The following is a 23,721-nucleotide window of genomic DNA, read 5'->3' as shown; positions in this document are numbered from 1 at the left end:
GCCCCTACTGCGGGCTGCGATCGCCCGTCATCCCGCTCGGCGCCTCGATCCCGAGCACCTCGAGCACGGCCTTCGCCACGTCCGCGAGGCCCTTGCCCTCCGCGAGCCTCCCGCGCTCGCTCGTCGAGACGAACGGCACCGGGTTCGTCGTGTGACCGCCGCGTGGCTTGCCCTCCGCGTCGAGCATCTCCTCGCAGCCGCCGTGCGTGCCCACCACGAAGAGCGCGCCGCCTTTCGCCTCCGTCGCCGCCGCGATTTGCGCGACCGCCGCGTCGACCGCGTCGACCGCCTCGATCGCGGCCGCGAGGTCGCCGCGGTGCGCCGCGTGATCGGCCGCCGCGAGGCTCACGATCACGACGTCGTGGCTCCCGCCTTCGATCACGCGCGTCGCCGTCTCCGCGACGCTCGCCGCCTCGACGACGCGGATCTCCTCGCCCGCCCTCGGCGCCCTGCGCCCGCCGTCGAAACCTCGCGCCACGTGCCTCGCGCGGTCCGGCTCCGCGATCCGGATCTGCGTGAGCCCCGCCGCCGCGATCACCTCGCCGAGCGTGCCCTCGGGGGGTTCGTCCGGGAACGCGCTGCGCACCTCGAGCTCCGGATCGAGCTCCACGAGCGAGAGCAAGCCGAACTCGTCGAACGCGTACACGGGCTTCTTCCGATCCGTCAGGTACTCGACGACCTCGGGCGGTACGTTGCGACGAACCATCATCGCCGCGAGCTGCTCCACGCGATCCGAGCGGTGCGTCAAGAAGAGCCCCGCCTCCTCGCCGAACCACGACCAGCCCGCGCTCTGCCCCGAGGCGAAGTCGGCCATGAACGAGCCGACCATCCCCTCGTACTCGCCGATCCGCGTGGGCTCGACGTTCCCGTCCGTGAGCTTCGCCTGGTAGGCCACCTGCAGCGCCTCGTACGGCGTCTCCTTCGTCTTCGCCTCGCCCCGCACGATCGCCGCGTAGGCCTTCTGCACGCGGTCCCAGCGGCCGCTGCGATCCATCGCGTACGACTGCCCCATGACGGTGCCGATCACGCCCTTGCCTTCGAGCTCGAAGGCGAGCGGCTCGAGCAGCTTCCACGCGCTGCGCGGCGCCGCGGCCTTCTCCTCGAGGAACGCGTGCACCACGACCTTCACGTCGTTCGCCTCGCAGACCCGCACCATCGTGCGCAGGTGATCGAGCGTCCCGTGCGCGCCGTCCGCCGAGATCGGCGCGAAGAGGTGCAAGCGGCAGCTCCGATCGCAGGCGATCCACATCGCCCGCTCGATGATCTTGTTCGCCCAGAGCTTCTTCGCGGCGATCGCCTCGTCGATACGCGTCCGCGCGGGCCGCGGCGTCCTGCCCGTCCCGATCGCCTCGTACCCGAGCACGCCCGAGCCGCACTTGCCCGCGGAGAGCCCCACGGCCTCGCCGCTCGCCCCGAGGCGCGTCTTTCCGAACCGCTCCCCGAGCCGCGTGATCGCCTCGGCCTTCGCCAGCCGGACCGCGTTCCCTTCCCGCGCCTCTCGCTCCCCGAATCCATCGAGCAAGCACAACACGACGGGCTTCTGCTTCGGCACCACCACCATGGCGTGTACTCTACTCGCTCTTCGTGACGGCTCGCCGGGTCGAGCGCCGTGATCGCACGGCCTCCCGGGCCAGCTCATCCGCACGTTCGTTCAGCGCCACGCCCGAGTGTCCGGGGACGTACTCGAGCCGCGTCTTGTTGCGCTTCAGCACATCCTTCACCTGGGCGACGAGGTCCGTGTTGGCCTTCGCCTTCCAGCCCTTCTGCAGGACGCCGATCGCGTACTGGCTGTCGGTGCGGACGAGCAGCGGCTTTCCGGTCTCCTGCACCGCCTCCACGGCGCGCAGGATCGCGGTCAGCTCCGCGATGTTGTTCGTTCCGTCGCCGAGGTACTCGCTGACCTCGATGCGCCGGTCCCCGTCGACGACCACGACCCCGAGCCCCGCCGGCCCCGGGTTGCCCGTGCACGCGCCGTCCGCGTACGCGACCACCTGCCCCTCGGCGGGCGGCGGCGCGGCGTCGTGCGCGGCCTTCGCCGCGGCCTTGCGCGCCTCGGACGTCGTCGCCCTCGGCCCGCTCGTCCCCGCGGACTTCGTCGCGACCTTGGCCTCGCCCTCTTTTTTCTCGACGGCCTCGGCCGGACCACACGCGTCCTCCGGCAGCACCTCGCCCGGGACCACCTTCAGGTTGTCCTCGCGGGCGCCGTATTTCCGCCCGTCGTTCGGCTTGTACCGGATCTCCACGCGACCACCGTCCGAGACCAGGCGGCCCGCCTCGTCGGCCTTCGCGTACACCTTCTGCCCGCGCAGGAGCGCTTTCACCCACGGCACGGCGCGCACCTTGGCACAGAGCAGCCCCCTCACGGAAGCAAAGCGCATGTGTTCCGTCAGGGCGTCGCCCCGTGACAGCCGGCCGTGCCCGTTGTACACGCCCCACTCGTGAACGAGAACGAAGACGCGCGACCCTTCTTTGCGCCTGGCCTCTTCGAGGGGCAGGTGGCCATCGTCACCGGCGGCGGCAGCGGCATCGGCCTCGCGGTGGCGCGGGAGCTCGGCCGGCTCGGCGCCAGCATCGCCATCTGCGGCCGCAAACCCGAGAAAATCGAGGCCGGCCTCGGCGCCTTGCGCGAAGCGGGCCTCGCCGAAGCCCGCACCCTGGGCCTGCCCTGCGACATCCGCGAGCCCGCGCAGATCGAGGCGTTCGTGCGCGCCGTGAAGGAGCGCTTCGGCCGCGTCGACATCCTCGTGAACAACGCGGGCGGCCAGTTCCCGAGCCCCGCCGAGCAGATCTCGCCGAAGGGCTTCGAGGCCGTCGTCCGCAACAACCTGAACGGCACGTTCTACATGACCCGCGAGGTCGCGAACGCGGCCATGATCCCGCAGAAGCGCGGCCGCATCATCAACGTCACGGCCCAGGTCGTGCGTGGCTTCCCCGGCATGGCGCACACCGGCGCCGCGCGCGCGGGCGTCGAGAACCTCACGCGGACGCTCGCGGTCGAGTGGGCCCGGCACGGAATCCGGGTCAACGCGGTCGCGCCGGGCACCATTCGATCGAGCGGCACCGTGCAATACGGCGAGGGGATGCTCGAGGGCGCTCGCAAGGCGACGCCGCTCAAGCGCCTCGGCGACGTGGACGAGGTCGCGCGGGTGATCGTGTTCCTCGCGAGCGAGCGTAACGATTTCATCACGGGCGCGGTGTTCCCCATCGACGGGGGCGCCTCGCTCTGGGGCGACATCTGGCCCATCTCCGACGAGTAGCGTGAGCGCCGGCGATCCCGACCTCGATTCCACGCTCGGGGGCTCCGCTCCGGCGAGCGGCGCTGCGCCCCCGAACTCCCCTGCGCCCGCGCCCGCGCCCGCGCCCCGGACAAACCCGTTTCGTGTCGCCTACACCTGGTGCCGCGAATACGTGCTGGGGTACGACCCCGGGTTTTTCTGGGTCCTCGCCCCCTTCATCTTGCTCTGCATGGTGCTCTACACGCGGGCGCCCACGACGAACTACATCTTCGACGAGCAGGAGGCGCTGCTCGCCAATCCTTACGTCAATGCCACCGGGGGCCTGCGCTACATCGACGCCATCTTCCGCGATTTCTGGGGCTTGCCGCCCGATCGCAGCGTCGGCTCCTACCGCCCCGTCCCCAATTTCCTCTGGCGCGCGCTCTGGGCCGTCTCCAAGCAGCCCTTCTTCCACCATTTCTACAACGTCCTCTTCCACGCCGTGAATGGCGCGCTCCTCTCGCTCGTGACCTTCCGGGTCACGCGGCGTCGGGGCACGGCGTATCTGGCCGGCGCGATCTTCGTCTCCGCCGCCATTCTCACCGAGGCCGTGAGCGGCATCGTCGGTATCGCCGACGTCTTCGGCGGCATGGGCGCCCTGCTCGCCCTGCTCGCCCTCGCCCTGCCGGGCTGGCTCATGCCCGCGGGTGTCTTCTTCGCCCTCCTGTTCGGCCTCTTCAGCAAGGAGAGCGCCGTCGTCTGCGTCCCGCTCGTCCCCTTCGCCGCGCTCGTCTTCGCGCCGCACCTCCACCCCGAGCGCCCCGCGCGAATCCTGCGCACGCTCGCCGCGCTCACGGCCACCGTCTTCGCGTTCGTCCTCTACGTCGAATTGCGCAAACGCTGGTTCCCCTCGCCGACCCCGCAGGAGCTGCTCGAGCCCTTGCCCGAAGGCGCCTCGCTCCTCTCGCGGGCCGCGCGCGCCTTTTTGCTCTGGTTCCACCAGGCCCCGCTCCCCAAAGATCCGCTGAACAACCCCCTCGCCGGCATCGATTTCCCGCACCGCGTCGCCGGCGCGTTGCGCGTCTACTGGCGTGGCCTCGTGCAGGTGGTTTTTCCGCGCACCTTGAGCGGCGATTATTCGTTCCCGCAGGAGCCCGCGCCCGATCGCCTCGTTTTCCCCGAAAGCGTGCTCGGCGGCCTGTTCATGATCGGCCCGCCGCTCGCGGGGATCGCCGCGTGGATCGTCGGCGTCGCCCGCGAGCGCGCGGCGCGCAAGGAGATCGTGCGGCTCGGGCTCGCCAAGACAACCGCGCCGTTCCGTCCTTGGCTCGCCGCGGTCGCGGCTTTGCTCCTCGCGCTCGCGCTCACGAGTTTCCCCCTCGAGGTCTTCGTCCTGCGATCGCGTGGGATCTCCGTCACCGTGCGTGGTTTTCCCTGGGCGATTCTGGCCGTGCCCCTCTTCGCGCTCGCGCTTGGCCTCTTCGCCGACGCCTCGCGCGGCGTGGTCCCGCCCGATTCTCCCGACGCGGCCCGCCCGCTCGGGCGCGCCGGGCTCGGGCTCGTCGCGGTGGGCCTGGTTTGGCTCGTCGTGAGTTATTTCCCGCACTCGAACATCCCGGTTGTCCTGCCGACCGTGCGGGCCGAGCGATTCTGGTATTTCCCGGTCATCGGCACCTCGCTCGTGCTCGCGGTCGCCTTCGCGGCCTTGCACGAGCGCCTCGCGAAGCGCCCGCGGCTCGTGTACGTCGTGCCGGCGCTCTTTTCGGCGTTTCTCGCCTTCCAGTGTGTCAAGGCTTATGCCCACGCCATGGATTACCGGTCCGACCTCACGTTCTGGGAGGCGACGAAGGACGCGGTGCCCAACTCGGCGAAGGCGCACCTCAATTTTTCGGTGATGAAGGGCGCGCGTGGGGACATGGAGACGCGCCTCGCCGAGAGCCGGAAGGCGCTCGAGCTCGCGCCGAAATGGGCGATGGCGCACGTGTATACCGGCGACACGCTCTGCCGCATGCACCGCCCGGACGAGGCGTGGCCGCATTACGAGGAGGGCTTCGGCGCGGGCCCGAACGAGATCGGCCTCATCGCGCTCGGGCTCCAGTGCCTCTGGGACGAGAAGAAGCTGAAGGAGCACGAGGACGCCTTGCGCACGCTCGCCGAGGAGCACCCCGGGACGTGGCTCGCGTACCTCGCGATCGACACGCTCGACAACGGCGAGAAGCACGGCGGCGTCGATCCGAAGCACCGCCCGCGCTCGTACAACGAAGGCCCGAAGGACAACGCGGAGTAACTCTCGCGGCGACAGCGTTCGAAACGAGAAACCCCGCCTCGGTGGGACCGAGGCGGGGTTTTCCTTTTTCAACCGACGGTCAGACGGAGATCACTTGCCCTTGCGGTACGTGTTCCACATGGACTGCATCCGCTGGCTCTGGCCCGCGGTGAAGTGGTCCATGCAGGCGTCGTCGGTGTAGTCCATGAAGTTCTTGATCGGGTCGGCGCCCGAGGACGTCTTGCAGGAGTCGCGGCCCGTGGGGCAGCCATACGCCGCGCTCTTCTCGGCCGGCGTGTCCGAGACGTAGTCGTTGTTCTTCTGGCAGCCGCCCTGGAACGTGTGATAGAGGCCCATCCAGTGGCCGACCTCGTGCGTGCCCGTGTCGCCGAGGTTGTACGGCGCCGCGGAGCCGCCGGGGACCGAGGAGAAGAGCAGGACGACGCCGTCGTCCTTCGGGTTGCTCCCGTAGCTCGAGGGGAACGTCGCCCAGCCGAGCAGGCCGCCGCCCGGGTTCGAGCTGTAGACGTTGAGGGCCTCCGCCGTGCCCTTGCGGAGCGTCTGCTTCATCTGCCTCTCCGCCGTCGTGCCCGGGCCCGCCGTGTACCACGTCGAGTTCGTCGTGCGGTCGACGCTGGCGAGCGTGAACGTCACGCCCCAGGCCGCGTACGCCGCATTGAGGACGTTGATCTGGGCGTCGATCTGCGTCTGCGGGATGTCGCCGTTCGAGATGCCCGAGCCCTTGTTGATGACGTGCCAGTAGACGGGGATGTTCGCGCCGATGGTGGCGTTGAAGTTGTCCTTCCACGGGGCGAGCTGCTCGAACTCGGCCTCGACGGCCTCCGCCTCCTCCGCCGTCAGCTCCTTCGTGCCGCAGGTGCGCACGACGGGGAGGCCGGCCGCTTCCGTCTCGGAACCGACGTCGATGCCCTCGCCGATCTCGGTCGAATCGGCGCTGCAGCCCGCGCCGAGCAGCGCGAAGGCGGAGAAAAGACCCCCGAGAACGACCGTGTACTGAAGATTGCGCATGCGGCTCTCCTTTTGCTGTCGGAAAAAAAAGGACTGCCGCAATGTACAGGGCGCGCGCCACTTCATTCAAGTGAAATCGATTCGAAATCGCATCCATGCCGGGATGCGTAATGACCAGGCATCATATCAATTGTAATCTTGTTGCGATACATGCGGGCGCCCAGCTCGGACGGTGGGACACACGTTTACCAGGGGCGGGACGCGTAAATATCCGAACATGCGGATACTTTGGCTCGACTATGCCAATCGAGGCGTCGCCGCTGTGGCTCAACCCACAGGGGTTGCGGTGTATGTTGCAATCGAGTTGCATCGAATGCATGACGACGTGTCGGCCGCATCCGACTTGTGGTCATTCGTATGACCAGGGGGATCAGTCAATCGTGGCGGAAGATTCCAGCGTTGCCGCTGTACACCACGGCGTCGAGCCGGTGTTCGGGGCGCACGAGCGCGAGCTCGGGGGCCTCGAGGTCCACCTCGATCTCGCCCCCCGCATCGGCAAAACCACACGCGAGCGCGCCGAGCTCGGAGCCGATTCGCCAGAGCTCCTCCGCAGGCGTCCGCCCGCCTTCCCCGCGCAACGTGACGCGCTTGCCCGTGCGCAGCCGCTCGCCGAGATCGATGCAACGAAGATCCTCGAGCGGCGCCGTCACGACATGGCTGTCGATCCCCGCCGAGAGCCGCACCCCCGCGGCCGCGAGCGCCGTCACGTCCGGCAACCCGTCGCCGAGGTCCCGCTCGGTCGTCGGGCACAAGCAAACGAAGGAGCGGCCCTCGCCGAGCAGGCGCGCCTCGTGCGGCGCGAGGTGCGTCGCGTGCACCGCCACGAATCGAGGCGAGAGCACGCCCCGCTCCGCGAGCAGCTCGACCGGCCTTTTCCCCGTCTCCGCGAGGCACGCCGTGATCTCCGCGGGCTGCTCGGCCACGTGCGCGTGCACCATGAGGCCACGCGCCTCGGCGAACGTCGCGATCGGCCCGAGCCAATCGGGCGGGACCGCGCGCACGCTGTGCGGCGCGACGCCGATCCGGACGTCGGGATCGTGCGCCCACCGCGAGGCGAGTGTCTCCACGTCGGCGAGGGCGTGATCGAGCTCGGCGTCGCTGAACCTGCGCTGCGCCCCCTCGGGCGGCCGGCCCGCGCCCGCGCGGTGGTAGATCACGCGGAGGAGCGTGATTCGAAGGCCCTCGGCCTTCGCCGCGCGGATCACCCGATCGGCGAGCACCACACGATCCTCGTACGGCGCGCCGCCCGGCTGGTGATGCACGTAGTGGAACTCGCCCACCGTGCGCACGCCGGCGCGGTGGAGCTCGCGATATGCGACACGCGCGATCGCGAAGATGCTCTCCGGCGTGAGCGTGTTCGCGAGCGTGTACATCGACGTGCGCCAGGACCAGAAATCGTCGGTGCCCGAAGGCCCGGGCCTCTGCGCGTCGCCTCGCATCGCGCGCTGGAATGCGTGCGAGTGTGCGGTCGCGAGGGCGGGCAGGAAAAGACTCTCGTTCATGCGCCTCACTTGCCCCAGTTGACCTTGGGGCGGCCCGGCGGGGTGACGTTCGGCATCACATGGTAGAGCGAGCGCGCGTAGAGCGGCAGCGCCCCGCACGCGGCCTCGCCGAGGTTCTTCTCCTCGTCGGGATCGGTGCGCAGATCGAAGCAGTGGTACTCGGCGTCCCACTCGCGCGCCTGCACCTTGAGCGGCCCTTGCATCGCGCCCCAGTTGCGGAACGAGCACTCCCACACGCCGGTGCAGTTCGTGAGCGGCACGGGCTCGATCGTACGCTCGGGCCGCGTGAGCGGGTGGCCCATCATGCGGCGCCGGAAAGGCACGAGGGCGGGATCGTCCCAGACGCCGAGCAGGTCGAGGAACGTGGGCGCGAGGTCGAGGTGATACACGTACGCGTATTCGGCCGCGCGGATGCTCGCCTCTTCCTCCGGCGCGAGCGTGCCCTCGGGCGCGTCGATCCACGTCGGCACGCGGATCTCCTCCTCGTAGAGCGAGCTCGTGTGCCCCATCTGCCAGTGTTCGCGGAACGACTCGCCGTGATCCGAGGTGTACACGACGACCGTACGCGCGCCCTTCTCGGTCCCGCGCACGTGCCGGAGCAGCTTGCCCACGGCCATGTCCGACAGGTACACGACGTTCTTGTAGTAGTTCAGGAACTGGTCGTTGAGCTCGGGCGCGTTCTTGAACGTGGCCGGCTGGAACGGCGCGTGTTTCTCGTCGTAGACGTAGGGGTAGTGCACGTTCGAGTAGTGCACGACGGCGAAGAAGGGCTCCTCGAGCTCGCCGAACTCCTCGATCACGCGCTCGGTGAGCACGGCGTCGTGCGCGCCCGCGTCGAGGTCCGCCATCGTGTCGAGGTGCGTCGCGACCGCGAAGTGGCTCACGGGGATGTCCTGCACGTAGAGCCGCGCGTTGCCGAAGATGAGGTTCTGGCTCGTCCAGTAGGCGGTGTCGAAGCCCGCCGCCGCCGCGTACTCCCAGAGCAGCGGCACCGAATGCAAGACGGCGCGTGGCTCGGTCGGGCGCACGCCGGACCAGATGTTCGAGATCGAGATCGCCGTCGTCGAGTCGTGCGCGTGCATCTCCATGAGCGGCATGCGGTTCGGCGCGGCCTCGTTCGAGAAGGGCGTCGCGCAATCCCCTTCGGGGTCGTAGGCGACGCACGAGACGTCCGCGCGCTGGCTCTCCTGCAGGATGAGCAGCACGTTGCGAGGCCGCTTCGGCTTCGAGGAGAGCTTCGGGACGGGCTCGGGGCGCCTGCGCTCGACGCGGAGATCGGGCGACTCGTTGGTGATGTCGAGGTTCTCCTTCACCACCGCCGCGAGGCCGTGGAAGTAGATGAGATCCGGCGGCGACGACATGAGGACCCGGTAGCTGACGGGCGTCTTCACCGCGAGGACGAGCACGGCAGGGACGAGGATCGGCGCGACGAGCCGCGGGATCCTGCGAGGCCGGACGAACCTGCGCGCGAGGACGAGCATCCCGATCGAGGCCGCGATCGCGACGAGGACCTCGAAGAGCAACGCGGGGCGGGTGAGCGGGAGGTAGCCGTAAATCGAGTGCAGGACCGACTTCGAATGGATCTGCCCGTCGAGGGAGAGGTAGGTGTTCCACTGCCTGTGGAAGGCCCCCTCGACGCCGAGCGCGACCGAGAAGAGAAGGACGAAGAGCGCCCCCACGACGCCGCGGAAGGGCCCACGCGCGCGCGCGGCCACGTAGAGCAGGACGAACCAGAAGACGAGGCTCTCGGCGAGCCCCCCGGCATATCCGAGCCGGTGCCACCGATCGAGGCGCGCGAGGTGATCGTGCCGCCGCACGAGATCCGTGACGAGCACCCAGAGGGCCGGCGCGAGCAAACAAAGCAGGCCGAAGACCCTGCGCCGACGCCGAATTTGCTTCCGCCGCTGCCCCGCGGGGCCGAGCTTTCGTTTGCTCTTCACGTCCCGTTCACTTCGCGAGGCCCGGCAGCCCGCCGTGGAGCGCCTCCGCGCGCGTGGCCATGTCCCCGCACGCCGCGGCGCCGAGATCACGGAGCTCCTTCGGATCCGCGAGCACGTCGTAACAATGCCAGGCCGTGTCCCACTCGCGCGCCTCGAGCTTGAGGTTCTCGCGCATCATGCCCCAGTTGCGGAACGCGCAGCCCCACACGCCCGAGCAGTTCGTGAGCGGCACGGGCTCCGTTCGTTCGATCGGGCCGAGCAGGCTCTTGCCGATCATCGCGGCATACCAGCGCGAGAAGCCGCCCTCGTGCTCGAGGCCGAGCATGTCGAGGATCGTCGGCGCGAGGTCCGTGTGGAACACGATGCGCTCCTCGTGCGACACGAGCGCGGCCCGCTCGGCCTCGGTGAGCGTGCCCTCGGGCGCGTCGATCCAGGCCGGGACGTGGATCTCCTCGTCGAGCACCGCGCCCGTGTGCCCGAGCTGCCCGTGCTCGCGGAACGACTCGCCGTGGTCCGAGGTGAAGATCACGATCGTGCGCTCGCCGAAGGGCTGCTCCCGGACGAAGCGCAACATCTCGCCGATCGTCTTGTCCTGCAGGTGCACCGCGTCGAGGTAGTAGTTGCGGTACGCCTCGTTGTCCTCGGGCGCCTTGCTGTCCTTCGCGGGCTGGAAGGGCGCGTGCTCGGGATCGATGCGGTAGGGGATGTGCGTGTTGCCGTAATGCGCGACGGCGAAGAAGGGCTCGCGCATCTCGCGGATCTCCTCGCGGATGCGCTCGGTGAGCAGCTCGTCGTCCGCGCCGAGATCCATGTCCGCGAGCGGATCGAGGTCCGTGGCGCCGGTCTGGTGCGAGGTCGGCAGGTCCTGCACGTAGAGGCGCGAGTTCGCGAACATCATGTGGTGGCTGGTCCAGTACGCCGTGTCGTAGCCGGCCGCGGTCGCGTAATCGAAGAGCAGCGGATACCCGTGCAGATCCTCGCGCGAGGCCGTCGGCGGCAGGCCCGACCAGAGCACCGCGAGCGAGATCGCGGTCGTCGAGGCGTTCGAGCGCATCTGGCGCAGCGGGATGCGGTCCTTCATCGCGGCGTTCGTCGCCGGCGAGAAGGGGCAATCGTCCGTCGGGGCAGAGCAGTGCGCGTCGGCGCGAACGCTCTCGGTGATCACGAAGAGCACGTTCGGCCGCGCGACGCGTGCGCCGCTCGGCAGGGCCGTGGCGCGAGGCAGCGCGGGCGGCGTGCGCAAGCCGGGCCGCACGTGCTCGGGCGGCCGGAGGCCCGTGATCTGCTCGAGCACGCCGCCCATGGCGTGGAGGTAGATCACGTCGGGCGTCGAGGCCTGCACGGTGCGGTAGGAGCAGGGGATCACGAAGCCGAGGGTGATCACGATCGGCGCGAGGATCCGGGCCGCGCGTGCCGCCCGCGTGTGCCTCGGCCGCACGAGCCTGCGCGCGGCGAAGACCAGCGCCGCGGCGCAGACGAGCGGCGGCGCGATGGCCGAGGCGAGGTTGCCGCCGTCGGCGCGCAGGTGCCCGACGACGCTCTCCGAGAACGACGTCGCGAAGAGGAGCGCGTCGAGGTTCACGTACGTCGAGTAACAACGCTGGAAGTAGATCTGCACGCCGAGCGTGAGCGTCGCGAGCAGCACGAAGAGCGAGGCCGAGATCCAGCGCAGGGCCCCGCGCCGCGCGGACGCGGAGTAGAGCAGGAGGCCCCAGAGGATCGCGCTCTCGACGATGGCGAAGGCGTAACTCGCCACGTGTTTGCCGCGCAGGTCGAGCAGCCTCCCGCCGCGGATCGTGATGTCGACCGCGAGGACGAGCACGACCGGCGCGAGCAGCACGAGCCAGGCGAGGAGCCGCCGCGCGCGGGCCAGGCGGCGGAGCTTCTGCGACCTCGGCGCGAGGGACGCGGGCTCGCTCGTCCTTGCGCCTTCCGCGCTGGGCTCGAGGGGGTAGTTCGTCGCGGACACGGAGATCGCCATCCTAGCTCAGATCACGGCTCTGCGACGAGCTGGTGACGTGTTCGTGTCGGCGCGAGCCGGGCGACGGGGCAGAGCCGCTCCGACATCGCGCCGAAAGACGCGCGAAATTCGCGCAAAGGTCGTCTGCGCGCGAACACCCACACATGCGCCTCGCGCGCAAGCAAATTGAACGATCCTGCGACGCGTCGACGGGAGAGCGCGTCGCGTCGCGGCGTGGCACCACCCGCCCCTGCGGCAGGCGAGCGGCCCCGCGTGGACGAGCATTTTATTCCTTCGATTGTGTGAGCGTCGTATTGCGTCGCGTCGTGCGCCGAGCGCAGTGACGATAAATGTCCTACACGATTTTGGATTTATTGGTTGCGTGTCGCCATGTGAAATGTAATGGTCGGTGTCGTTGATTGCGGCGATGCCGGCGGCCGCTCTCAGCGTGATATCGACCTTCGATTCAAGTCAGGAGGCATTCCATGGCTCTCAAGAACCTCGGTTCCCTCACGTCCGACGAGCGCAAGGCGGTCATCAACAGCCTGGTCCCGCAGCTCAGCGACGCCGAGCGCAAGGAGCTCTCGCTGTCGGGCCGCGTCTCGGGCACGACGTCCATCGTCGAGACGCCGGAGTGGTCGATCAACTTCGGTTGCTCGGTGAAGGAGGCGTAGACCGCCTCATCCGCTCCGCGAGGTCGGGCGCGCCGCGTTGAAATGCGGCGCGCCCGGCCCGCGGGCCTCCGTGATCGATGAAAGGAGGATCGGCATGCAGACGAATTCGACGGGTAACGGCGACCTCTCGGAGCTCGCCATGCGAGGCGTGGACATCTTCCTCGATGGTTATGCGCGCGTCGACGAGCGCACCGGCGTGGTGATCGCCGTCCACGCGGCCTGCGCCGAGGCGGGCGCGTGGATCGCGGCGACGCTCGAGCTCAACAAGATCCCCTTCGAGGCCTTCGGATTCTCGCACCGCGACGATACACGATTCGAGGAGGACCTCACGCGGAGCCTCGCGCGGCTGCGCGCGGCGGCCCACGTCGAGCGCACCACGATCATCGTCTGCGAGCTCTCGACCGTCTCGTTCAGCCGCGTGCTCCGCCGCGCGATCGCCGCGGATCGCGAGCACACGTCGGTGCACCGCCTCGTCAACTGCACGTCCGACCTCTTCGAGCTCGGCTTCCAGGTCTCCGCCCACGATCAGCGCCGTATCAATGCCGAGGCGCTCCACAAGCTCGGCCGCGCGCGTCGCCTGCAGATCACGTCGAAGGGGGGCACCGACCTCGAGGTCATGCTCGATCCCACGCGTTATCGCTGGATGAGCAACCACGGCACGCCGGGGCTGGGCGAGATCCTGGTCCTGCCCGCGGGCGAGGTGAACACGTTTCCGGCGGTCATCCGCGGCCGGCTCGTCGCCGACGGCGCGTTCAACTACAACTTCCACACCGAAATCGACGCGCGCCTCGCCGAGAGCCCCGTCACCATCGAGATCGAGGACGGCAAGATGGCCTCGTACCATTGCGACCATCCGGCTGTCTCGGCCTTGCTCGCGGAGGTCTTCGCCGAGGTCGCGTCGCGCAACGTGGGCGAGCTCGGGTTCGGGACGAACGTCGGGATCACCCGGTTCATCCCGATGAATTCGCACCTCAACGAGCGTCACCCCGGCGTGCACATCGGTTTTGGTGAGCACGGCCAGCCCGGCCGTGTCGCCTTCCAGGCCTTGCGACACCTCGACCTCGTCTTCGACGACGCGCGTGTCCTCATCGACGGTAACGACGTCTTCGAGCGGGGCTCGCTCGTCCCGACCGACGCGGTGCACCCCTCGGATACGCACGGCGAGGATACGGAAGGCGTTCATGGAAAAGGTTAGCCATTACCTCACGGTCAGCGATCACGCGTATTCGCCGCCGGGGAGCGGATCGTCGCGCCTCGTGCTGAGCGGGCGGACGGGCAAGCTCCTCTTCGTGCCGGACGAGGTCGGCCGGGATCTGCGTGCGCGGGTGGTGCCCGCGAGGAACGAGGCGCTGCTCGACGAGCTGCGCGCGGCGGAGATCGTCGTGCCGGCCGAGCAGGACGAGCTCGAGGCGCTCGTCGCGAGAAACGCGCGCGCCACGGAGAGCCCGTCCGCCGCGACGTTCACGCTGCTGCCTTCGTCGTATTGCAACATGGGCTGCGATTATTGCGGTCAGACGCACCAGCGCGGCGGCCTCGGCGAGGAAGGCGAACGCGCGACCATCGCGCGGATCATCGCCGCGATGGAGCGGCCCGGCCTGCGCAGTATTCGCGTGAACTGGTTCGGCGCGGAGCCCATGACGGGGTACAAGTCCATCCTGCGCATCAGCGACGCCGTCGTCCCCGCCGCCGAAGCGCGCTCGGTGGAGTACGCCTCGTACATGGCGACGAACGGCACGCTCCTCTCCATCGAGCGCCTGCGCGCATTACACACGCGCGCTCGACTGCGCGCGCTCGACGTGACGCTCGACGGTCCGGCCGCGACGCACGATCGGCACCGTCCGCTGCTCAATGGCCGCGCGAGCTTCCGCGTGATCACCGGGATCCTCCGCGCGGCGCTCGACGAGCCCGACCTCGCGGGCCTCGCGTGGCGGCTGCGGACGAACATCGACAACCGGAACGCAGAGTTCGTCGGGGCATACCTCGACGAGATGAAGCGCCTCGGCTTCGATCACCCGAACGTGAGCTTCGACCTCCAGGCCGTGTATTCCTGGTCGAACGACGTCTCGGCGATCGAGCTGGAGAAGGAGCTGTTCGCGGACCTCAAGGTGTCGTGGATGGTGCAGATGTTGCGCCTCGGCCTCCGTTTTCCCGTCGTCCCTGCCAAACCCAGGCCCGTGACCTGTGTCGCGATGCGGACGACGGACGAGGTCATCAGCAGCTCCGGCTCCCTCTTCGCCTGCACCGAACACCCGCTCGTGCCGCGACACGAACGCGAAGATGTGCTCGGTCGCCTCGACGCGCCGCCGGCCCAGCAGCGCAGGCGCGGCTCGCTCGCCCTGTTCACCGAGCACGTGCGGGAAAAACGCTTCCCGTGTCATCAATGCGCGATCTTCGGGATCTGCGGCGGGGCGTGCCCGAAGCACTGGTACGAGGGGCACCCGGCTTGTCCCGACCACAAGTACAACATGCAAGCGCGCCTCGACATCCACGCGCATCTCCACGGCATGCGGATCCTCTGACGAGCGCGCTTGCAGGCTGGGGAAAAACCTGCTTGGGAGCAGGGTAGAGCGATGTCGACGACGACCGAGCCGACCGAACACGCGCGCCTCACGCTGGAGCTCGAGGCCGCGCTCCTGCGCGAGCTGCGCTCGACCTACCAGGACCTGAACGCCACGCATTTCCGGCGCGCGCTGAAGATCCCGACGATCGAGCTCGGCGACGCGGAGCGCTTCCTCGGGCGCTGGCACCGCGAGACGCGCTGCATCGAGATCGGCCGGCGGCTCGTGCTCGAGCGGCCGTGGGGGGTCGTGGTCGAGGTGCTCAAGCACGAGATGGCGCATCAGTACGTGCACGAGGTGCTCGGCCAGACGAGCGAGCAGGCGCATGGCCCGGCCTTCCGCGGCGTCTGCGAGCGCCTCGGGATCGACGCGCACGCCTCGGGCCTGCCCGACGCGAAGGAGGCGGAGCCGGGCGAGGCGCGGGTGCTCGAGCGGATCACGAAGCTGCTCGCGCTGGCGGAGAGCGCGAACGTGAACGAGGCGCAGGCCGCGATGAACGCCGCCCAGCGCTTGATGCTCAAGTACAACATCGACAGCGTCGCGGAGCGGCAGGCGCGGGGGTACGGCTTCCGGCACCTCGGCAAGCCCACGGGCCGGGTGACCGAGGCCGAGCGGCGGCTCGCGTCGATCCTGGGCAAGCACTTCTTCGTCGAGGTGATCTGGGTGCCGGTGTACCGGCCGCTCGAAGGCAAACGCGGCAGCGTGCTCGAGATCTGCGGCGCGCACGCGAACCTCGAGATGGCGAGTTACGTGTACGCGTTCCTGACGCGCACGGCCGAGCAGCTCTGGCAGGCGCACAAGAAGCTGAAGGGGCTCGGGGGCAACCGCGATCGGCGCACCTTCGTGGCGGGCGTGATGGCCGGGTTCGACGAGAAGCTCGGGGCGCAACGCGAGATCAACACGAGCGAGGGCCTCGTCTGGGTGAAGGACGCCGACCTCGGCCGGTACTACCGGCAGCGGCACCCGCGCATCCAGCACGTGAAGTACGCGGGTGGTCCGCGCTCCGAGGCGCACGCCGAGGGGCGCGCGGCGGGCAGGCGGATCGTGCTGCACAAGCCGGTGGGGCAGGGGCCGAGCGGGGGAGTTCGGCTGCTCCCGGGCAAATCCTGATCAGGAACAACAGAAAAAATCGCGCCCCTCGACGAATACGAGCGCCGCGAGATCCTTGCGGATCAAGTCCCGCGCGCCGCGCGCGCCCACCGCGACGAGCACGAGGTGCCTCGTGGGATCGAGCGACGTCTTGGCGGTGATCGGCGCCCCGCGCGCCGTGCGGCCGATCTTCTTCGGATCGATGTCCACGAACGCCGCGGCCTTCGCGCCCTCGGCCGCGAGCGCGCGCGAGAGCTTGCGCCCCGTCGGCCCCGCGCCCCACACCACGAGCGCCCGTGGATCTCGCGCGAGGCGCGGCGCGAGGTAGTGCGCCTTCGCCTCGATGAACCGCTGGATCGCGTAACGACCGTCGCGGAACGTCGCGCGGCCTGGGTGGTGTCGCCAGCGCAGGAGCGTCCGATCCACCTTGGCGAGCCCGAAGCCCGCGGCGTGTAGCCGCAACCAGAGGTCGTAGTCCTCGGGCCAGTGCACGTCGCGGAACGCCCCCACGGCCTCGAACGCCTCGCGCCGCAACATCACGGACGGGTGGCAGAGCGGGGCCTCGACGTAGATCTCGCGGTCGTGATCCTCGGCCGTGACGATCGCGTTTTGCCACGCCACGTACCGCGCGAGCCCCTCGCCCACGGCCTCGTCCGGGAAGGGCTCGACCCGCGTCCCCACGACGCCGAGCCGCGCGTTCGCCCGGAGCGCGTCGACCTGCAGCCCGAGCCTGCCCGGCAGCGAGATGTCGTCCGCGTCCATCCGCGCGAGGAACGGCGCGCGTGAGGCCGCGTGCGCCGCGGCGAGGGCGCGCGCGATCCCCACGCCGCCCGTGGCGAGCGGCACGACGCGGGCGTCTCGCGTGGCCAGGCGCGCCACGATCGCGGGGCCTGCGTCCGTCGAGCCATCATCCACCGCGAGCACCTCGATCGGCACCTCCCGCTCGGCGAGGATGCCGGCGAGCGCCTCTTCGAGCGTCGCTCCCGCGTCGCGGTAGGGGATCAGGACGGAGACGAGCGGCGACACGAGAGCCGCGGGAGTTATGGCTGCCTGCGGCTCTTGCGCAACGAATCCCCGGTCGCGAGCCACTCGCGCGCCTCTTGCTCGTCCGTGAAGCGCCGCAGGAACTTGTCCGCGCCCGTCTCGCGGGCGAGGCGGCTCATGTGCAGCGCGAGCACCTCGCTCTCGAGCACGCTCGCCATGCGCCGCACGTTCATGCTCTTGGCGAACTCGTGCACCTCGCGGATCTCCTCCACCACGTCGGGTGACGCGGGCCGGAAGCGACGCATGTCGCCGAAGATCTTGAGCTCGGGGCCCGTCATCGTGATGGCCGAGCGCCGCAGCTCCGCGACGAACTGCTTCATCTCGTCGAGCTGCACGAGCCCCTCGAGCGAGACCTCGATCAGCGTGTTCAGCTTGTCGAGCTTGATCTGGAACATGCGCGGCGCTCCCCGGGCCGAGGCGACGATACCACGCCCGCGCGCTCGTCCGAAACCTGCGGCGCGCGCCTCGCCGCGCCGCTCACTTCTTCCACTTGCTGAGGTGCGTGATGTACCAGCGGCCCTGCCAGGAGATGATCACGCGCACCTCGAGCGACTGCGTCTTGTCGTCGATCTTGTAGCGGAGCTTCCCGCGGAACGAGCGGTAGTAGCCGATCTTGTTGCCCTCTTCGCCGGGCGGCACCCACTTCGGCGTCGAGCCGAGCTCGAAGCCCTCGAACGTCGCGCCTTCCCACGAGGCGCGTTTCTTGTGCAGGGCGTGGATGTCCTTCGCGTACGTCCGGTGGAGCTGCGCCCAGTACTTGTCCGGGCCCTTCACGTCCTTCAGCGAGACGAACGGCTCCTTCGGGAACCAGAACGCCTCGCCGCGCGCCGGATCGTCGCTCTTGATCGCCTCGAAGAGATCTGCCGCGCGCTTCTGCAGCTCCTCGCTCTCCTTCGGCGGCAGGACCTTGTTGTCCTTCACGAAGGGCGCCTCTGCCTCGGCCGCGTCGCTCGCCGCGTCCGCGAGCTCGGCCGCCTGCGCGTCCCCCGCGCTCGCGTCTTCGGGCGGCGCGGACGCGTCCACAGCGCCGCTGTCCGCCGCTGCCGGGGCAGGCGGCGGCGCGGCGGCGCTCGTCACGGCAGCGGTGGTTTCTTTCTTGGGAGGCTCCGAGGGCGCCTGCGTACTCGTGCACGCGGAGAGCAGCGCGAGCACGCAGGCGAGGGGGAGCGAGAGGCGCGGGCGCAGGGAGATCACCGGTCCTTTTCGAGGATGATGAGCTGCACGCGCCGGTTCTTCGCGCGTTGCGCGGCCGTCACGTTCGGGCCGAGCGGCTTGCTCTGGCCGTAGCCCTTCGCCACGAGGCGCGAGGCGTCGACGCCCGCCGCGACGAGCCAGCTCCGCACGGCCTGGGCGCGCTGCTCGCTGAGCGCCTGGTTGCGCTCCGGCGTGCCCGTGTTGTCCGTGTGGCCCTGGATCTCGATCTTGCGGATCTTCGGGTTCTGCTGGAGCACGTCCGCGATCTCCTCGAGCAGCGTGTTCGAGTCGCCGAGGATCTTCGCCGAGTCGCTCTCGAAGTGCACCTGCCGCGAGATCTTGATCTCGTTGCCCTGCACCTTGACGTTCGCGGCGCGCGCGGCCGGGCGCTTGTTCATCGCGAGGGTGAGCTTCGCCTCGTCGTTCAGCCGCACCTCTGCCTCGTTCAGGTGGTTCATGAAGCCCGCGGCCTCGGCGCGGACCTTCGCCCCGCCCGTCGGCACGTCGCGGAACGTCACGGCGCCCTTCGCGTCGGCCGTCGCCGTGCGCTCCTTGCCCGTCGCGTCCGTCACGCGCACGACCGCCGCCGGGATCGGCTCGCCCGACTCGGCGTCGCGCACCACGGCCGAGATCGCGCCGATCTTCGGCAGCGCCTCGAGCGCGCAGTCCACGTCCACGATCGTCGGCCCTTGCTGCGGCGTCGGCGTCGCGGGGGCCGGCGGCGGCGGCTGCTGCGGCAACGCGCCGGGTTGCCCGAACTGCCCCGGCGGCTGGAACTGTCCGGGCGGCTGGAACTGCCCGGGCGGCTGGAACTGTCCCGGCTGCTGCCCGAACTCTCCCGTCGCGCCGAACAGACCCGGCGCGGGTTGCGCGGGCTGCGCGGGCTGCGCCTTCGGGAGCGTGGGCGGCGGCGGCGCGACCACGGTCGCCTGGCACGTCGTCGGCTTGAAGCCCTGCGCGCGGACCGAGAACGTGTACGTCCCCGGCTCGAGGTGCCGCGTGAGGAACGTGCCCGCCGCGCTCGTCGCGTACGGCGGATCCTGGTTGCCCTCGATCGTGACGATCGCGTCGGGGATCACGGCCTCGGGCTTGTTCGTCTCGTGCACCGTGCCGCGGACGAGCGACTGCGGCGCCGGCAGGATCACGGGCTCCGGCGGCGGCGGGGGCGGCGGCGGGGGCGGCGGGGGCGGCGGCGGCGGCGGCTCCTGCGTGTCGTACGCGTACGACATGCCGAGGTAGGCGGTCCACGGCGCTTGCGGCGCGACCTCCTCGATGAACACCGACGTCGCCGAGAGGCCGATGTCCACCGCTGCGTGCGCCGACAGGCCGCGGAACGCCTTGCTGAACGGCGTCACGCGCGCGCCGATCGTCAGGCGCGAGGGGACGCCCCCGTAGCCGGGCCCGCCTGCGCTCGTCGGATCAGCCGCGGCGAAATCGGCGAGCCCGAGGCAGACGTCGCCGCGCGAGACGCGGCCCGTGTGGCACTCGTAGCCTTGCCGGTTCACCGGGATGTCGACCGTGTACTCGATGTACGGCTGGGCGAAGCGGAACGGCAGCTCGACGCCGAGCCACGGCTGGAAGAAGTCGACGCGGTTGATCCCGAGGCCGAAGCGCTCGATGCGCGAGATCGGCTGCCGGTCGCGGCCGTCGCGGAACTCGAGCGCGCGCCCCTCCTCCACCTCGCGCACGAGCTGACCGGAGTTGTCGACCTTGTAGCCGATGTTCAGGTTCACGCGCAGCGGGAAGCCCTGACCGCCGGGCTTGCGCAGATCCATGCTCGCGAGGGCGCGGAAGAGCGCGCTCGTGCCTGCGCCCGAGACGCCCACGCTGCCCGTGCCGTTCATCAGGAAGAGCTGCGCCTCGGCGCCGAAGCTGAAGTACGTGCCCACGCGCGAGGGCGTGAACGCCTTCAAGCCGAAGTTCGTGTCGCCGAGGACCTGCAGGAGCTGGGGCTTGCCTTGATCGTTCGAGTTCGCGTACGTGCGGATCGACGCGAACGCCTCGAGGAACGAGAACGGCGTGGCCGAGAGCGCGAAGAACGCGCCGACGTGGCTCGCCGAGTCCGCGAGGTTCTCGCGGTTGCAGGTGATCCGCTGCCCGGCCGCGGTCGACAGCTCCGGATCACAGAGAAAGTTGGAGGTCGAAAAGAAGTCGCTGAGGAACGAGACGCGGAACGTGCCCTTCGCGCCCGAGCCGGCGAACGAGGTCCGCAAGAGGCCCGTCGAGCCGAACGAGTTCGGCTGCTCGATCAGCGTACGCGCGCGCTCCTCGAGCTCGTCGACCTTGGGCGCCTCCGGCGCGGGCGCGAAGGCGGCCCCCGGCTCGGGAGGGAGCGGCCCCTGCTGCCCGGGAGGCGGCCCGAACTGCCCCGGCGGCGGCCCGAACTGCCCTCCCGGCGGAGGCCCGAACTGCCCCGGCGGCGGCTGGAACTGCCCTCCCGGCGGCGGCTGGAACTGCCCTCCCGGCGGCGGCTGGAACTGTCCTCCCGGCGGCGGCTGGAACTGCCCGGGCGGCGGCTGGAACTGCCCCGGCGGCGGTTGAGGGCCGAAGGGTTGCTGCGCCTTCGCATCCGCGGTGACCAGGAGCAGGGAGGCCATGGCGGGAAGCGCGGTGAGCGCGACGAGCCGCAGCGGCTCGGCAAAGCGGGCGTTCTGAAGCGTACGCATCGACCCTCGGAAGGCAGGGGGGAGGGGTCTCTCCCCCCACGGGAGCGGACCGTCCTCGCTGCGCGGGCCGTTGTACCATTACCGCCGGGAAAGCAGGAAGTATCCGGTGGGGTCCCGGTACGGATCGCGACCACGCCGCGCAACCACCCGTGCTATCCAGGGCCCAGCATGGGTTCCCGCGGCCGGATCTTGATCGTGGACGACGAGGCCAACGCGCGGGCTGCGCTCGCCGAGATCCTGCGCGAAGAGGGGTACACGACCGAGACGGCGGCGGACGGCTTCAAGGCCCTCGGCAAGCTCGAGGAGTTCCAGCCCGACGTCGTCTTGACGGACCTCAAGATGCCGGGCCTCGACGGCATCGGCCTCATGGAAAAGGCGCAGGAGGCGCGGACGGCGGCGACGTTCGTGGTGATGACGGCCTTCGGCACCATCTCGAGCGCCGTCGAGGCCGTCAAGAAAGGCGCCTACAACTACCTGACGAAGCCCCTGGACTTTCAGGTCCTCGAGGTCGTCGTCGAGCGCGCCGTCGAGCAAGCGCGCCTGCTGCAGGAGAACTCGCGCCTGCGGCAGAAGCTGCGCGAGCGCAACGCCTTCGGGCACGTGATCGCCTCGCACCCGGGCATGGTCAAGCTGATCCGGCTCGTCGAGCAGGTCGCGCCGAGCCGCGCGAGTGTGCTCATCGTCGGCGAGACCGGCACGGGCAAGGAGCTCATCGCCGAGATGATCCACCGCGGCAGCCCGCGCGCGAAGGCGCCGCTCGTGCGGCTGAACTGCGCGGCGCTCAGCGAGTCCTTGCTGGAGAGCGAGCTCTTCGGCCACGAGAAGGGCGCGTTCACGGGCGCGGTCGGTCGGCGCGAGGGCCGCTTCGAGCAGGCGAACGGCGGCACCTTGTTCCTCGACGAGGTCAGCGAGATCCCGCTCGCCACGCAGGTCAAGCTGCTGCGGTTCCTGCAGGAGCGCACGATCGAGCGTGTCGGCGGCAACGAGACCTTGAAGGTCGACGTCCGCATCATCGCGGCGACGAACAAGGACCTCCGCCAGCGCATCGCGGAGGGCCAGTTCCGCGAGGACCTCTACTACCGGCTCAACGTCGTCACGCTGGAGATCCCGCCGCTCCGCCAGCGCGCGAGCGACATCCCCGAGCTCGCCGCGTTTTTCCTCGGCCGTTACGCCGAGGAGAACGGCAAGCGCATCGAGGGCTTCACCGACGACGCCCTCGCCGCGCTCGCGGCCTACAACTGGCCGGGCAACGTGCGCGAGCTCGAGAACGCGGTCGAGCGCGCGGTGGTCCTCTGCGAAGGCCCGCGCGTGGAGCGTCGCCACCTGCCTGCCTCGCTCGCCGCGGGCGGCGGTGAAGGCGTGATGCCTCCGATCCCCGGCAGCACGATCTACGACCTGGAGAAGTACGCGATCCTGCGGACGCTCGAGGCGTGCAAGGGCTCCACCTCGAAGGCCGCGACGATCCTCGGCATCAGCCCGCGCAAGATCCAGTACAAGCTCCACGAGTACACGAGCAGCGTGCCCGGCGCGCGTCGCGAGGGCGGCGAGGAAGGCGCATGAGTGAATCCGCGGCCATCGACGTGAGCGGCGGCGCGGCGGGCGAGGCCGCCGCGGGCGAGACGCTGATCGAGGTGCGGGGCCTGAAAAAGACCTTCCACGTGGGCCTCTTCAGCCGTCGCGTGGAGGCGGTGAAGGGCGTCGACTTCGACGTGCGTCGTGGCGAGATCTTCGGCTTCCTCGGGCCCAACGGCGCGGGCAAGACCACGACGATCAAGATGCTGACGGGCCTCATCAAGCCCACGGGCGGCGAGGCGTTCCTCTTCGGCGCGCCCGTCCCGAGCGCGGAGGCGCGTCGCCGTCTCGGCTTCTTGCCGGAGAACCCGTACGTCTACCCGTACCTGACCCCGCGCGAGTTCATCACGCTCTGCGGCCGTCTCTCGGGCCTCTCGGGCGCGAAGCTCGCGTCACGGACGCAAGCGATGCTGGCGAAGGTGGGCATCGCCTACGCGGCCGATCGCCCGGTGCGTCGTCTCTCGAAGGGCATGCTGCAGCGGACGGGGCTCGCCGCGGCGCTCGTGTCGGATCCGGAGCTATTGGTGCTCGACGAGCCGATGAGCGGCCTCGACCCCGTGGGCCGCAAGGAGGTGCGTGATCTCATCCTGGAGGAGCGCGCCGCGGGCCGGACGATCTTCTTCTCGACGCACATCCTGAGCGACGTCGAGGCGATGTGTGATCGCGTGGCCATCCTGCGCGAAGGCCGCGTGGTCGTGCGCGGCGCGCTCCGCAAGCTGCTGCGGGGCGACGTCTTGCGCACCGACGTGACGCTCGCGGGCGCGAGCGCGGCGCTACGTGAGGCGCTCGCGCAGCAAGGCCACGGCGTGCGAGAGCGCGCGGACGTGGTGGTCGTGGAGGTCGAGGGCGAGAAGCAGGTCGGTGACGTGCTGCGGGCGGCGCTCGAGGATGGGGCGCAGGTGCTCGAGGTGGTCCCGCGGCGGGAGACGCTGGAGGATCTGTTCATGCGGCGGGCGCTGTAGCGCGGGAGGCGTTGCGCTGGGGCGCTGCCCCAGGCCCCGGCAGGGGTTGT

18 protein-coding genes are annotated in these 23,721 nt (G+C 69.9%); 8 read left to right on the top strand and 10 right to left on the bottom strand.

The genetic code is table 11. The features are described from left to right. Positions 1-4 precede the first annotated feature (4 nt). The gene (locus GF068_RS35930) at positions 5-1,561 is read right to left on the bottom strand and encodes an alkaline phosphatase family protein (protein WP_170319873.1); all 1,557 of its coding nucleotides are present in this window, start codon (positions 1,559-1,561) and stop codon (positions 5-7) included. A 10-nt stretch (positions 1,562-1,571) separates the two neighbouring features. Beyond that, positions 1,572-2,330 (bottom strand): ribonuclease HI, encoded by a 759-nt coding sequence (locus tag GF068_RS35925; protein WP_338046713.1) that lies wholly within the window; start codon positions 2,328-2,330, stop codon positions 1,572-1,574. A 108-nt stretch (positions 2,331-2,438) separates the two neighbouring features. On the opposite strand from GF068_RS35925, the gene GF068_RS35920 reads away from it, so the two are divergent. Together GF068_RS35920 and GF068_RS35915 are read left to right on the top strand one after the other, a co-directional pair. Next, entirely contained in the window at positions 2,439-3,257 is an 819-nt protein-coding gene (locus tag GF068_RS35920) for an SDR family oxidoreductase (protein WP_338046712.1), read from the top strand. Between the two features lies 1 nt (position 3,258). Continuing rightward, the gene (locus GF068_RS35915; RefSeq protein WP_338046711.1) at positions 3,259-5,502 is read left to right on the top strand and encodes a tetratricopeptide repeat protein; all 2,244 of its coding nucleotides are present in this window, start codon (positions 3,259-3,261) and stop codon (positions 5,500-5,502) included. 90 nt (positions 5,503-5,592) lie between these two features. Here GF068_RS35915 and GF068_RS35910 read toward each other — a convergent pair whose 3' ends face one another. From GF068_RS35910 to GF068_RS35895, 4 genes are all read right to left on the bottom strand, one after another. After that, positions 5,593-6,510, bottom strand: coding sequence for a zinc metalloprotease (locus GF068_RS35910; RefSeq protein WP_153824053.1), 918 nt, complete (start codon positions 6,508-6,510; stop codon positions 5,593-5,595). A 374-nt stretch (positions 6,511-6,884) separates the two neighbouring features. Beyond that, positions 6,885-8,012, bottom strand: a complete 1,128-nt coding sequence (locus GF068_RS35905; RefSeq protein WP_153824052.1) for a formimidoylglutamate deiminase — start codon at positions 8,010-8,012, stop codon at positions 6,885-6,887. Positions 8,013-8,017: 5 nt separating this feature from the next. Then, positions 8,018-9,952, bottom strand: a complete 1,935-nt coding sequence (locus tag GF068_RS35900) for a sulfatase-like hydrolase/transferase (RefSeq protein WP_338046710.1) — start codon at positions 9,950-9,952, stop codon at positions 8,018-8,020. A gap of 7 nt (positions 9,953-9,959) precedes the next feature. Beyond that, positions 9,960-11,921 carry an LTA synthase family protein gene (locus tag GF068_RS35895; protein ID WP_338046709.1) on the bottom strand — a complete coding sequence of 654 codons (1,962 nt, stop codon included), beginning with the start codon at positions 11,919-11,921 and terminating at the stop codon, positions 9,960-9,962. A gap of 476 nt (positions 11,922-12,397) precedes the next feature. On the opposite strand from GF068_RS35895, the gene GF068_RS35890 reads away from it, so the two are divergent. From GF068_RS35890 to GF068_RS35875, 4 genes are all read left to right on the top strand, one after another. Further along, positions 12,398-12,586 carry a hypothetical protein gene (locus tag GF068_RS35890; RefSeq protein ID WP_153824050.1) on the top strand — a complete coding sequence of 63 codons (189 nt, stop codon included), beginning with the start codon at positions 12,398-12,400 and terminating at the stop codon, positions 12,584-12,586. A gap of 94 nt (positions 12,587-12,680) precedes the next feature. Further along, positions 12,681-13,781 carry a 2,5-dihydroxypyridine 5,6-dioxygenase NicX family protein gene (locus tag GF068_RS35885; protein WP_153824049.1) on the top strand — a complete coding sequence of 367 codons (1,101 nt, stop codon included), beginning with the start codon at positions 12,681-12,683 and terminating at the stop codon, positions 13,779-13,781. Beyond that, entirely contained in the window at positions 13,768-15,105 is a 1,338-nt protein-coding gene (locus GF068_RS35880; protein WP_153824048.1) for a radical SAM/SPASM domain-containing protein, read from the top strand. Before GF068_RS35885 ends, GF068_RS35880 begins: the two co-directional genes overlap by 14 nt. Positions 15,106-15,156: 51 nt before the next feature. Beyond that, positions 15,157-16,254 (top strand): DUF2786 domain-containing protein, encoded by a 1,098-nt coding sequence (locus GF068_RS35875; protein WP_153824047.1) that lies wholly within the window; start codon positions 15,157-15,159, stop codon positions 16,252-16,254. On the opposite strand, the gene GF068_RS35870 is transcribed toward GF068_RS35875, so the two are convergent. The 4 genes from GF068_RS35870 to GF068_RS35855 all read right to left on the bottom strand — a co-directional run bounded on the left by GF068_RS35870 (position 16,255) and on the right by GF068_RS35855 (position 21,137). Further along, on the bottom strand, positions 16,255-17,259 hold the full coding sequence (locus tag GF068_RS35870; RefSeq protein WP_338046708.1) for a glycosyltransferase: 1,005 nt from the start codon (positions 17,257-17,259) through the stop codon (positions 16,255-16,257). A 14-nt stretch (positions 17,260-17,273) separates the two neighbouring features. Beyond that, positions 17,274-17,672 (bottom strand): STAS/SEC14 domain-containing protein, encoded by a 399-nt coding sequence (locus tag GF068_RS35865; RefSeq protein ID WP_153824046.1) that lies wholly within the window; start codon positions 17,670-17,672, stop codon positions 17,274-17,276. Positions 17,673-17,754: 82 nt separating this feature from the next. Beyond that, positions 17,755-18,471, bottom strand: coding sequence for a hypothetical protein (locus GF068_RS35860; protein ID WP_338046707.1), 717 nt, complete (start codon positions 18,469-18,471; stop codon positions 17,755-17,757). Next, entirely contained in the window at positions 18,468-21,137 is a 2,670-nt protein-coding gene (locus GF068_RS35855; RefSeq protein WP_153824045.1) for an OmpA family protein, read from the bottom strand. Before GF068_RS35855 ends, GF068_RS35860 begins: the two co-directional genes overlap by 4 nt. Before the next feature lie 168 nt (positions 21,138-21,305). Here GF068_RS35855 and GF068_RS35850 point away from each other — a divergent pair, with 168 nt between their 5' ends. Together GF068_RS35850 and GF068_RS35845 are read left to right on the top strand one after the other, a co-directional pair. Continuing rightward, positions 21,306-22,697, top strand: a complete 1,392-nt coding sequence (locus GF068_RS35850; protein WP_153824044.1) for a sigma-54-dependent transcriptional regulator — start codon at positions 21,306-21,308, stop codon at positions 22,695-22,697. Beyond that, a complete protein-coding gene (locus tag GF068_RS35845) occupies positions 22,694-23,671 on the top strand; it encodes an ABC transporter ATP-binding protein (RefSeq protein ID WP_153824043.1) in 978 nt (325 codons plus the stop codon). The genes GF068_RS35850 and GF068_RS35845 overlap by 4 nt, the downstream gene beginning before the upstream one ends. Positions 23,672-23,721: the final 50 nt, after the last annotated feature.

The organism is Polyangium spumosum, from assembly GCF_009649845.1.
Classification (GTDB): Bacteria; Myxococcota_A; Polyangia; order Polyangiales; family Polyangiaceae; genus Polyangium; species Polyangium spumosum.
This window is presented reverse-complemented; position numbering and strand designations above follow the sequence as displayed.